Raw genomic sequence first — 11907 nt, forward strand, 5'->3', positions numbered from 1 at the left:
AGATGATAGTTGCAGTAGGTGGTGTGGGCCACTCAGTATCAAGAAGGCTCATCAACAAAGGCGCCAAGATAGCGTTTATCTTGGCCCTTATTTTTGCCTTGCTTCCCGCTGCAGATGGCTTATGGATGTATGGTAAAGCGCAGCTTGCTCAACAACTGTTACAAAACGCCTGGCAAAAAACCTTGGTCAATACCGGTGCAGAAAACAAAAAAGTACGCCCTTGGTCCTGGGCTGATCATTGGCCGGTGGCGAGATTACGATGGCAGGCAGGCGATCAGGATTTACTGGTATTGCATGGCGCCCACGGTGCCAGTCTCGCTTTCGCGCCTGGGATGACAGTGGCAGCGAATGGCGGTCGCCTAATATCCGCACACCGAGATACCCATTTTCAATTCCTAAAAGATTTAACAATCGGTGATCAGGTTCAAATACAAAACAACAATGGGCAATGGCAAAGCTGGCAAGCCGAAGCGGTTGAAATTCACAATATCAATGAACATCAACTCTGGGTCGCTGAGGAAGAGCTGGTGCTTATTAGCTGCTATCCCTTCGATCAAATCGAAGCGGGCGGGCCTTTAAGGTATGTATTGCGGCTGAGGAAGGTATAGGTGGAAAAGTATGACCAGTAAAGACCCAATGGTATGTCTTATTGCTCTCATTTCAATAGTTATGACAACTGTGGGGATAGGGGCCGCTGAAAACGAAGAGCTGGGGTTAGGTGGTAAGGCGGCCTCTAATATTCCGTTTCCCCCAATTTTAGTGGTAAACAAGGATGAAAAGTGTGACTTGTTATTGGAGGATGCTAAGCAAAAATTTTTAACCACTACTGATTTGGGAACGCTCTATGGAAGCCGAGGCTATGGGCTGCCAAAATCCGGAGCTGTATTGACATGGGATACCTTGGGCAATCACGAGCTTAAAAGTGTGAAGGCTTATGGGGCAAAGTACTATTTAGATTATGTGGGTCACCCAGGTTGTGGTGGTGGCTGTGAAGCGCACCAACCTGTTGTTGCAAAGCGTCCGTTTCCAGAGCCAAGAGATTATCAATACCTAGGCACTCTTTCTAAATTCTCCCCGCCTGCTTTAGCTTATAGCTACCTAATAGCCCGAGAGAGCAATGAGTCGCCCCCTTATCTTTTTTACTGGGGTGATCGTAGCCACCACGTAGATGACGTATTTATCTATAGATTGTCAGTGGAAGGTCGGTGGTCTCTCGCATGCAAAATTGTCTTTTCACCAAATGAAAAACAGAGTGTACATTTGCCCCCAGTTTTAAAGCAATTAGATGACTTAAAAAGCACGCTTGGAGGCTTGAGGCGAGATTCAGGCTTGTGTGGAAGTTTGAGATCTCACTCGCGCCTGCAATATAAAACCGTCGATGAGTTGAATAGAACTCTGTACAGGCCTTGGGCGTTAACCGGTGCGGCAGCGAGCTTTGGCAATAGTTTTGGGGATTACGAGAAAACGCTAAAAAGCTTTGAAAAATGGTCGCTGACCGGTATCTCAGAGTATGCAGCCTACAATTTATACAGAAGTCAGTTGCAAGTGACAACTAAAGCGCTTGCTAACTTTTATCAAGCTACCTATAAATGGTCCCAGGATAAGTCGGAAAGAATAGCTGGCCACGCCTTAAAGGGCGCAATCAGCAGAGGCTTCGTATTTGGTACCTTCGATCCAGGGTTTGCAATTGGGGAAGCGGAATTAAGGAAGTTGATTCTCGAAAAATCTACCGTTGAAAGAATTACTAAAATCAAGCTGAATTTTCAAGAACTAGATAACAAGGTGGAGTATTACAGCGGCAGTAATGCTGCCTTGGATAGCGTTCTTAATGTCGCTATATTGCATCCCAAAGCTTTAGAGAATTTGTTGAACGAGGGGCTTGATCCAAATGTTAAAAATGCGTTTGGAAAAACACCACTGATGTATGCCGCACAGCATAATGCACTAGAGTCAGCAAGAATTTTACTGAAGTATGGTGCTAGAACAGTGGACTTGACGACAAGGCCTGAGGATAGCTGCTACTACAAATTGTCAACCTATAATGTGAGCGCCCTGCACTATGCCGTTAGGTATGCTTCTGTTGAGTTTATAGAGTTACTATTGGATCATGGGGCGCCAACTTTTATAAGAACCAAAAACTCAAACGGTATTACACAGGAAAGAGGAACGCCGCTTGATTGGTTTTACCGTTATTCTAAAGGTAGCAATCTAGATAATGTGTCCGGTTTGAAAAAAGAATTGCTTCCTGGTTTGGAGAAAAGGCTGGCCCCTCCCAGTCAAAGTATGTTGAAACGTATGTTCGCTGAGTATGTTCAAAAGGCCGTAGCTCACCACAAGCAAGGAAGGTATGAAGACTCTTATAGGGGCCTTATGCGAGCTATTGAGATTGAACCGGCTAGTGAAGTTGTGTTGAATGAGATTTCCTTGGTAGCGAGAAAAGTCGGTGCACTGAAGATATCGCTAAGTTCAAGTAATAGACTTGTTGGAGATAGCCAAAATGAGGATTTTCTGGCCAATGCTTGGTTTAATATGGGGCTGGCTTGTCAGAAACTTGGGAAGGAGAGCGGTCATGGCTGGGTGTATTTTGATAGAAAATACTATTGCGAGAAAGTCAGTCTTGAGTATTTTCTTAGTTCTTACAGTTACCGCCCATTGAAGAAAGAGAAGAGAACGATTGTGAATTTCTTTAGTGGTGCATCAAGTGATGCCTGCAAAATTAAGGTGGGTTCCGCTGATGTGGACTATCCTTTTCAGCTGTTTAATGTCGGGTCCAATATCTATTTATATGTTCTTCACCCAAGTACGGTTATGCTTAATGCGGAAGTCTTGCATTCCCCAAAGTCAGATGGAGTAGGTATGAGAAAGCAAGCTTCTAAGAATTTCAAGCTGTCGTTCGTAGAGAAGTTCGTGGTGGACGACTACTTGATTTCGAAATTTCATGTTTCGGATTATTACAGGTCTATTTTATACACTAAGGATCATGTTTGTGAGGCTAGGTAGTTTGATTTTCTTTTTTTGTCACAGGCCATATGGTGAATATGAGACTGAATGGGTAATTTCAGTCTCGGTAAAATTGAGCGCTTGTTACAACCAATCTCCCATCGCTAAAATCGGACTAGGGTCTCTTCCTTCACTTAACCACAACACTATTGCCTGTTTGCTAGAGTTAAATTTGCTGGTATCCGGGAGATCTAGATCAACTGTGCCGTCGGACGCTAAGCGCGCTTTTTTATAGCCTAAAACAACAAAGTCATGCTGCAAGGTTTTACGGCGGTTTTCACCGGCTTTGATTTTGTGTTTTAGATCAAATCCCAAAATAGCAACATTGACGGTGTAAGGTTTTAACTCACTAGCGGTTTTTGCTTGGAAGTTCACGCTAAGCTCATCACCGCTAATATCCGCAGACAGAGTACCTGGTGAAGTGAGCTCACTCTTTGGAATCGAACGACGATAAAACCAACCGTTCCATTGTTCGCCATTCGTCATAAAGCCAGGTGTGGCAACATTGCGACTATGCCCCAGTTTTTTATAGAGACGCTGACGCTGACTAAATTGTGATTGTGCAAATGGATCTTTCCAGCCTAAGTAATCCCAATAATCCACATGAAAGTTAATTGGAATTAATTTAGTCCAAAGATCAGGTGATTCCTTTAGCGAAGTAAACCATCGTTCAGCCGGTGGGCAGCTGCTGCAACCCTGTGAGGTATAGAGCTCTAATAGCATAGGGGGCTGAGTTTGCGATTGCAGAGTTTTTGTCGACGCCTTAGCACTTACGGCGAATACGGAAGCCAGTGCAAAGGCGAAGAGCAGTTTACGAGCAAAAGGGTAATTGGAAGCTATATTCATAATGGCGTTCTCGAGTAAAACACTGTGATAGCGAATACTTAAGATTGTTACCCTTAGCCGGGCGAGAAGCCTCACAAAACTATAACAGCCAAATATAAATACTCTATTAGCGACGCAGCCCTAGTTTATCCAGTTCAAAGCAAACAGAATCTACCCTGTCATGGCCGAAATACGGCTCGCCATTCAAGCCGAAGGTTGGCACTCCCCAGTGACCACAGATCTCTAAGTTGGTTTGATTCATTTCTACTTCATTGGCATAGCTTTTGGGGTTTGCTGAAATTGCGTTATCCATAGCTGCCAGATCTAAGCCGGCACGCTCGGCAGCTCTGGCTAGATGATCTCCTTGATCCCAATCTTCTGTGCCACCAAAAATAAGACGAGAAATTTCAGCCGCATACTCGAATCCACGTCCCTGACGGTTTGCTTCAACACCCAGGTGAGTTAGTCGATAGATATAAGGTTGTTCTTCGGTGGCCTGAAAGGTTTCCATGTCAGAAACAATCGGGTCTGGCCTAGGCCAAGCATGTGGCATGCCCATCATCTCAGCGCGGCGGGGCCAGTCTCTCAATATATAAGCACCACGCTTTAAGTTCTCGGGGCTAAAAAAATCAGGTTGCCGAACTGCAAGGGGCAATACGGGGCGCAGTTGTATCTCAGCGAAATACTGCTCCTTAATCTTCAGCGCGCCTGGAGTACTTAGATAGGAGTACGGGCTTCTAAGCGAAAAGAATAAATCAATAACAACGCTCATAAGCAATCCATGTTTATTGTTTTTTAAAGTACTACTGATTTAACGCTATATGAGCAATTGGATTATTGCAAGGAGGCGCCTATTGATGAGGTTTTAAAGGACATTATTTAAAAATCAGTAAGCCCGCCAAAGTAGCGTCTATGCATAAGCACTCCTTGCAAGGAACCGTAGAGTGACATGGACGTCACGACCCGAGCGCCCGCGGATGGTTTAAGCGTGTTCCAGGCGAGGAGTGCTTATGCATAGACGTGGCCAGCTCAAATCGCGTTACTTAATAAGGCTATAGAAAACAGTAAATGGGAAATAGCACGAGGAAATTACGTTTAGTGGTTTTGATAAGGTGGCTCGGGCCGTTCACAGGTATAGGGGCTGTCTGTCTGGAACGCGCTTAAACCACCCGCGGGCGCTCGACTTCGCAGCGTGGATTCGCACCATCCAGGTGCCCAGCCTTCGGCCAAGCCCAAATTGCCTCCAAGGCAATTTGTCATGCTGCTTTACGGTTCCTGACAGACAGCCCTTATACCTGCGAACTACAGCGGGGTTTCTTCTATTTCAAGCAATCAACAAACATGAACAACAAAAAATGCCGCGATTTTAAGTCGCGGCAAAAGCGTACAGCGAGTACAAAGGAAAAAACTAAAGAAAAGAAGGGGTATCAGCTTAAAACAAAAACAGCGCCTCAAACCCCATGGAGCAAATCAAAACTTAACGGCTAGCGGTCATTTCGGCCTTATCATCAGACTTAAACAACTCAATACTTACCCGGCGGTCCTGCGCATACTGCTTAGGGTCCTGCGCCTGAGCATATTTAGAACCGTGACTAAAATCTTCAATGCGGGAAGCCTCAACGCCCATCTTCTCCAGGGTCAGGCGCACATTCTTCGCCCTATACATCGACAGAACATTATTGTATTCATCAGTGCCGCGGGGATCGGCGTAACCATCTAAGCGCACCTTCAATTGCGGATTGAGTTGTAAAAACTCCGCCAATCTCGCCAAACGACGATGCCCGTTATCACTTAACTCATCGGAACCCGTGTGAAATAACAGCTGGAACTCAAGATTATGCCAAGCCAACTGCTCAAGTTGCTCCATCTGTAACTGATTGCTAGCCAGCTGCTGGCGTAAATCATAAAGCTCGGCTTGCGCTTGACTGAGTGACATGGCCGTCTCCTGTGCAGTGTCTGCTTTCTCTATGGTTTCACCAATAAAAGCGCCGCTAATAGCGCCAATCATCATGCCAACCGGGCCGCCAGCGACGGCTCCAGCAACCGTGGCGCCAACAAAACTCATGCCTTGCTTGGCCTCAGTACTCACCTCAGCCTGAGTCAGTGGACTCGCCAAAGCGCCGCTAATGGCAACAATAGTGGTGATTTTCTTAATAGGGTTTGAAGTATTCATCTTGTCTCCTGAACCGATCCTGTCTGGGTGGCTATCTGTTTCGCTTGTTGAGTATTAAAACGAACTAATCTGGCCAGTAGCGGGCGAGAAAAGGGCGGTTTGCGATGAAAAATGGCCAATTATGGCAATGTGACTGTGGGGTAATGGAAAACTAGTCGGCTAGGTGCAACATATGTGACAGGTGAAAAGGGTGACTTAGGGGTAAGCTCTTGTTCGTGAAGGGAAAAGCAGAAAAATAATAGGCGAAGACAATGATTAAAAAGCACCGTAAAACAAGCAAAGCGCTCAGCGGCCTCTTCAGCGCAATGAGTTTAGCTATCGCACTTGGCAATAGCCAGCTGGCGGCGGCAGAAGAAAAGCAGGTTTATTGGGGGGATACCCACCTACACAGCAGCTATTCCTTCGATGCTTACTTGTTCCGCAATCATACCGCCGATCCTGATACCGCCTATCGCTATGCCAAGGGCTATCCCGTGGTACATCCCTTTCATCGTGGTCGAGTACAAATCGAAACACCCCTAGACTTCTTAGTGGTCTCAGATCATGCCGAAATGATGGGCGTAGTGCGCGGCCTTGGTCGTGGCGAAAAGGTACTTGCCGACATCCCTATTGCACAAAAATATATGGGCTGGATGAAAGCAGGGCGAGCCCGCGATGTATTTTCTGAACTGGTTGCTGGCGCCAACAGTGGTGAACGTCCGGAGGGCATAACCGCGCTGAGTGCAGATAAGGTTCGCAAAACCATGTGGGGTGAAATCGTCGATGCGACAGAGCGTCATAATGAGCCAGGTAAGTTCACCACACTAGTGGGTTGGGAATGGTCGGCGATGAACAAAGGCGCCAACTTGCACCGCATAGTATTAACCTCTGCAGGTGCTGATAAGGCCAAACAGTTTTTGCCCTATAGCTCGATTGACAGTTGGAAAGCTGAAGATCTTTGGCAGTGGATGGCCGATACTTCGAAAGATCTATCCATCGATATGATTTCTATTCCCCATAATCCAAACATCTCAAAAGGAGAGATGTTTAATAATGTCGATTCTGATGGGCGTCCGCTTACGGCTGAATACGCTCGCACAAGAATGCGCTTCGAACCTGTCATTGAAATGACCCAGATTAAAGGTGACTCAGAGACTCATCCGTTGTTATCACCCAATGATGAGTTTGCGGACTATGAAACCTATCGCTTCCTCATTGATACCCGCCCTGATGTAGATAAAACAGCGCCAGTAAATGCTGGCTCCTATATGCGTTCAGCCTTGCAGCGCGGTTTAAAGATAGAGAGCGAAATCGGAGTTAACCCCTATAAGTTTGGCCTTATTGGTTCCACCGATGCGCACACTGGTTTGGCCTCGGCCGAGGAAAATAACTTTCATGGCAAGATGGCCTTGGACGGTACACCGAATGGCAAGAACGCTATGCGAGTCGGCAAAAAAGGCGCCAGTGGTTGGGATATGGCCGCGCAAGGGTTGGCCGCCGTGTGGGCTCCTGAAAATACTCGCGAGTCAATTATGGCCGCGTTCCAGCGCCGTGAAGTGTATGCCACCACCGGGCCGAGAATAAAGCTGCAGCTATTTGCCGGTTGGAATTTTAAAAAACGTGATGCCGAGAGTAAAACCTTTGCCAAGATCGGTCAGCGCAAAGGGGTGCCAATGGGTGGTGATTTAAGTGCGGCACCAAAACGCAAAGCGCCAAGCTTTATTGTTCGCGCCGTAAAAGATCCTAAAAGCGCGAATTTAGATCGTGTACAGATGGTGAAGTCCTATTTAGACGCAGAGGGTAATAGCCGAGAAGACATTTACAACATAGCAGTATCCGATGGCCGAAATCTAAAAGATCCCAAAGCACTAGCTAGCACAGTGGATGCTGAAAACGCTAGTTACCGCAACACAGTTGGCGAAAAAGAATTTGCCGTTTATTGGAAAGACCCTGACTTCAACCCCAAACAGCGTGCCGTTTATTACGTACGGGTATTAGAGATTGCGACCCCGCGCCACACCACCTTTGATAAAGTCGCCTTGGGTGAAAAAATTGATGTGGCAAAAGCGAGTATTCAAGAACGGGCTTACAGTTCACCGGTTTGGTATACTCCATAAGTGAGAAAATAATGACAAAGCAAAACAGACAATTACTGACAACACTTATCGGCGCTACTGTTAGCTCGATCGCTTGTGCTGTGGCCATGGCAGAAAGTACTCCCCAATTATTGTGGGGGGACACCCATTTACACACTTCCTTTTCACCGGATGCCTATTTTCTAGGTAATCGCAGTGTTGACCCCCGTGGTGCCTATCGTTATGCCAAAGGCTTGCCTATTGTGAATGCTGCGACAGGGGCTCGAGTGAAAATTGATCGCCCCCTCGATTTTCTATTGATTGCTGATCATGCTGAGATGATGGGAGTTCCTTATCGTCTCTTTCGTGGCGACCCAGAATTGGCGGGCACCAAGACCGGCCAGCGCTTTATCAAGATGGTAAAGGAAGGCCGTGGTGCTGATGTATTCGCAGAGTTTTTGGGCAATATAAACGCTAAGCGCGCTACTCCTGAATTTAATAGTGAGAAGATTAGACGTTCTATCTGGCAGGAAACCACAGCCTTGGCCGATCAATATAATCAGCCCGGAAAATTTACCACCCTAGTGGGTTGGGAGTGGACATCGACACCCGGCGGCAAAAATTTACACCGTGTAGTGATGTCTTCCTCGAGTGGAGCAAAAGCCAGCCAGTACATTCCATTTAGCGCTTTAGATAATGAAACCCCGGAGGGATTGTGGAACTGGCTAGGCGAAACCAGCGAGAAATATAAAACAGATTTTATTTCCATTCCCCACAACTCAAACATCAGTGGTGGCCTAATGTTTGACGTGGTCGATAGTGATGGCCGACCGATTACTGCTGATTATGCTCGCAGCCGTATGCGCTGGGAGCCAGTAGTCGAGGCGACTCAGATTAAAGGTGACTCGGAAACACATCCTTTGCTATCGCCTTCAGACGAGTTTGCTGATTTCGAAACCTATCGTCATTTGCTCAGTGTTAAAGATGACGGCAAGGCACCTGTTACAGAAGCGGATTATATTCGCTCAGCTTTACTGCGAGGTTTGGGCTTTGAGCAATCTCTGGGGGTGAATCCCTATAAGTTTGCTTTAATCGGCTCCAGTGATGCCCATACCGGGCAGGGGGCTGCAGATGAGCATAACTTTGCTGGCAAGGTGAGCATCTACGGCAAGCCCGAAAGCTACGATCAAAGGCCAAGTAGCAGTAACGCCACCAATGTTAGTGGCTGGGATTTCTCAGCATCAGGTTTAGCTGCGGTGTGGGCCAAGGAAAATACTCGTGAAGAAATCTTTGCTGCATTCAAGCGCAAAGAGGTTTATGCAACAACAGGCACTCGTATTGCTTTAAGGGTATTCGCGGGTTGGGACTTTAAACAGCGCGATACCAAAACTAGAAACCTCGCTACTATTGGCTATCGCAAAGGCGTGCCGATGGGCAGCGATCTAAGCACTGCGCCAAAAGGTAAATCTCCAGGCTTATTGATTCAAGCGGTTCGTGATGCAGAAGGCGCTAAATTAGATCGCTTACAAGTGGTAAAAGGCTATATTGACGAGGCAGGGCAGCCACAAGAGAAAATTTATAATGTCGCGGTTTCTTCTGAACGCGAGCTTAAAGATGGCAAAACCACAGCTGTACAAGATACTGTCGATACTCAAGCGGCCAGCTACCAAAATACTATTGGTGCTGATGAGTTCGTCGTGTTGTGGAAAGATCCCGACTTCAAGCCAAAGCAGAGAGCTTTTTACTATGTGCGTGTGCTAGAGATTCCAACACCTAGGCATACCCTGCTAGATGCGGTCGCGATGAATAAAGCGCACCCTAAGACGCAATCTAGCAGCATCCAAGAAAGGGCATATAGCTCACCGATTTGGTACACTCCTTAAGAATCAATACAGGGGTAATGTATTTTGCCCCTATTCCAACCTATCAAGCAGACTATAAGAATTTCAATATGCGTTTATTTAAAGAGCCCCTGTTGTACTTTTTGTTGGCGGGCTTCGCTTTATTTGTGCTGTATTACAGTGTTAATCCCGAAGTGGAAGATCAGTCCATTGCGGTGGATGAGAACAGTATCCTCACCTTTATCCAGTATCGCAGTAAGGCGTTTTCACCAGAGTTGGCCAAGCAGCGATGGCAAGCGATGAGCCAAGAAGAACGTAAGCAACTGCTATTGGATTACTATGAAGAAGAGCTGCTATTCCGCGAAGCTGATGGTCTGGAATTGATGGAGGATGATTACATCATTAAGCGGCGTTTAGTGCAGAAAATGGAATTTATTATTCAATCAGAAGCCGCTGAAGAAAAACGTCCAAGCGAAGCTGAGCTATTAGCCTATATGGAAGAGCATAAGGCTGATTATAAAGTACAGCCTTATATTAGTTTTACCCATATTTATTTTCCCGCTGGGGCGGCTGTTGATCAGGATTTATTGCAGACTCTCAATCAACAATCCGTCGCTTTCGCCGATGCCGGTAAATTCGGCGAGCGTTTTCTTTACCACCGTAATTATATTGAACGTACTCGCGATTATGTGCTTGCCCACTTTGGCGAAGCCTTTGCGGAAAAATTATTTGCATGGCCTCAAGAAGAGCTAGACGGTAAACAATGGGTTGGCCCTATTAGCTCGGAGCATGGTCAGCATTTTTTATTGGTTACCCAGCGCAAAGCGGCCTATCAGCCCGCGTTAGCTGAGGTGTATAGCCGTGTTGAGCAGGATTATTTGCGGCAGCAGCAGCGTTTACAGCGCAAGGCTGCGGTAAAAAAACTCAGTGAGAAATACCCTGCGAGGGGAGATGAAGCTCTAATTAAGTTATTGCAGGAGTCTTAATATGCCTGCTGCGATGACTCTTCGAGCTTTTTTGCTATCTGGCCTGCTGGCATTTGCCTCCCTTTTTAGTTGGCAGGTGCAGGCTCACGAAAGCCGCCCTTTTTATATTGATATCCGAGAGAGCGAGCCGGGTCAATTTGAGTTACGAGCCAGAGTGCCTGCATCGGTGCCTAACTTTAATCGTCCTCGTATCGAGCTGCCAAGCTTTTGTCAGTATCAGCAGGCACAGACGGCTCTGCGAAAGCCATTTAGTTGTAGTGAAGGAATTGAAGGGGCTGAGCTCAACATTGTTTACCCCTTGGCAAATCCGTCGATTTCCAGCCTTATTCGCTTAGAGCGCAGTAACGGCCAAGTGCATAATGCTCGGCTTGGGCCAAAGCAAATGTCCTGGCAGGTTCCTGCCTTAGAGGAGCGTTGGCTACTAGCTAAGGATTACACCATACTTGGCATTGAGCATATCCTAATTGGATTGGATCATTTATTGTTCCTTGCTTGCCTTGTTTTTATTGCGGGTGGCTGGCGTCGTATACTTATTACCGTGACCGGCTTTACCATCGCCCATTCAATCACACTGGCGGCTGCGGCCTTGGGCATTGTGAGCTTGCCGGTGCCAGCTATTGAGGCGGTTATCGCATTAAGTATCATCTTTTTAGCTCGGGAATTAGTGCTAAATCGCCGTGATACTTTAACGTGGCGTCAGCCAGTATTTGTAGCCAGTAGCTTCGGTTTACTGCATGGTTTTGGCTTTGCTGCAGTACTCGCTGATATAGGCCTGCCGCAAACCGAGTTGCCAGTGGCGCTGTTGTTTTTTAATATCGGCGTCGAACTCGGGCAGCTCTTCTTTGTCTGTATTGCAGCTTTGGTCTTTGCGCTGTTGCGTAAGGTATTTACCGATATGGCCAATTTGCACCAGAAAGGACAGTATTTTAGCGCTTGTGCAGTCGGCGTATTGGCGAGTTTTTGGTTTTTTGAACGCATTGCAGGCTTTTGATTTTCGGGGTGACTAGGCCCTCGGGCCTGCCCCATAA

9 protein-coding genes are annotated in these 11907 nt (G+C 46.8%); 6 read left to right on the forward strand and 3 right to left on the reverse strand.

The genetic code is table 11. The features are described from left to right. Positions 1 to 2: 2 nt before the first annotated feature. Both Q1A08_RS07355 and Q1A08_RS07360 read left to right on the forward strand, forming a co-directional pair. On the forward strand, positions 3 to 608 hold the full coding sequence (locus Q1A08_RS07355; RefSeq protein WP_299771378.1) for a class GN sortase: 606 nt from the start codon (positions 3 to 5) through the stop codon (positions 606 to 608). Between the two features lie 10 nt (positions 609 to 618). After that, a complete protein-coding gene (locus tag Q1A08_RS07360; RefSeq protein WP_299771380.1) occupies positions 619 to 3000 on the forward strand; it encodes an ankyrin repeat domain-containing protein in 2382 nt (793 codons plus the stop codon). A gap of 84 nt (positions 3001 to 3084) precedes the next feature. On the opposite strand, the gene Q1A08_RS07365 is transcribed toward Q1A08_RS07360, so the two are convergent. The 3 genes from Q1A08_RS07365 to Q1A08_RS07375 form a co-directional block, all read right to left on the reverse strand. Then, the gene (locus tag Q1A08_RS07365) at positions 3085 to 3846 is read right to left on the reverse strand and encodes a DUF1223 domain-containing protein (protein WP_299771382.1); all 762 of its coding nucleotides are present in this window, start codon (positions 3844 to 3846) and stop codon (positions 3085 to 3087) included. 106 nt (positions 3847 to 3952) lie between these two features. Then, entirely contained in the window at positions 3953 to 4597 is a 645-nt protein-coding gene (locus tag Q1A08_RS07370) for a DsbA family protein (RefSeq protein ID WP_299771384.1), read from the reverse strand. 705 nt (positions 4598 to 5302) lie between these two features. Next, positions 5303 to 5998 (reverse strand): OmpA family protein, encoded by a 696-nt coding sequence (locus Q1A08_RS07375; protein WP_299771386.1) that lies wholly within the window; start codon positions 5996 to 5998, stop codon positions 5303 to 5305. Between the two features lie 251 nt (positions 5999 to 6249). Between Q1A08_RS07375 and Q1A08_RS07380 the strand changes: the two genes are divergently transcribed. The 4 genes from Q1A08_RS07380 (at position 6250) to Q1A08_RS07395 (ending at position 11870) form a co-directional block, all read left to right on the forward strand. Continuing rightward, complete coding sequence (locus Q1A08_RS07380; protein WP_299771388.1) at positions 6250 to 8094, forward strand: DUF3604 domain-containing protein; 1845 nt, start codon at positions 6250 to 6252, stop codon at positions 8092 to 8094. Between the two features lie 11 nt (positions 8095 to 8105). After that, positions 8106 to 9935: a DUF3604 domain-containing protein gene (locus tag Q1A08_RS07385; RefSeq protein ID WP_299771390.1), complete on the forward strand. Its 1830-nt coding sequence runs from the start codon at positions 8106 to 8108 to the stop codon at positions 9933 to 9935. A gap of 68 nt (positions 9936 to 10003) precedes the next feature. After that, the gene (locus tag Q1A08_RS07390; RefSeq protein ID WP_299771393.1) at positions 10004 to 10879 is read left to right on the forward strand and encodes a peptidylprolyl isomerase; all 876 of its coding nucleotides are present in this window, start codon (positions 10004 to 10006) and stop codon (positions 10877 to 10879) included. 1 nt (position 10880) lies between these two features. Continuing rightward, positions 10881 to 11870 (forward strand): HupE/UreJ family protein, encoded by a 990-nt coding sequence (locus tag Q1A08_RS07395; RefSeq protein ID WP_299771395.1) that lies wholly within the window; start codon positions 10881 to 10883, stop codon positions 11868 to 11870. Positions 11871 to 11907 lie beyond the last annotated feature (37 nt).

Source organism: uncultured Pseudoteredinibacter sp., assembly GCF_947500695.1.
GTDB lineage: Bacteria > Pseudomonadota > Gammaproteobacteria > Pseudomonadales > Cellvibrionaceae > Pseudoteredinibacter.

Excerpts from the sequence above, each read along its gene's own strand:
- Q1A08_RS07385 (WP_299771390.1), top strand. The coding sequence starts at position 8,106 with ATGACAAAGCAAAACAGACAATTACTGACAACACTTATCGGCGCTACT.
- Q1A08_RS07380 (WP_299771388.1), top strand. The coding sequence starts at position 6,250 with ATGATTAAAAAGCACCGTAAAACAAGCAAAGCGCTCAGCGGCCTCTTC.
- Q1A08_RS07355 (WP_299771378.1), top strand. The coding sequence starts at position 3 with ATGATAGTTGCAGTAGGTGGTGTGGGCCACTCAGTATCAAGAAGGCTC.
- Q1A08_RS07375 (WP_299771386.1), bottom strand. The coding sequence starts at position 5,998 with ATGAATACTTCAAACCCTATTAAGAAAATCACCACTATTGTTGCCATT.
- Q1A08_RS07370 (WP_299771384.1), bottom strand. The coding sequence starts at position 4,597 with ATGAGCGTTGTTATTGATTTATTCTTTTCGCTTAGAAGCCCGTACTCC.
- Q1A08_RS07360 (WP_299771380.1), top strand. The coding sequence starts at position 619 with ATGACCAGTAAAGACCCAATGGTATGTCTTATTGCTCTCATTTCAATA.
- Q1A08_RS07395 (WP_299771395.1), top strand. The coding sequence starts at position 10,881 with ATGCCTGCTGCGATGACTCTTCGAGCTTTTTTGCTATCTGGCCTGCTG.
- Q1A08_RS07390 (WP_299771393.1), top strand. The coding sequence starts at position 10,004 with ATGCGTTTATTTAAAGAGCCCCTGTTGTACTTTTTGTTGGCGGGCTTC.
- Q1A08_RS07365 (WP_299771382.1), bottom strand. The coding sequence starts at position 3,846 with ATGAATATAGCTTCCAATTACCCTTTTGCTCGTAAACTGCTCTTCGCC.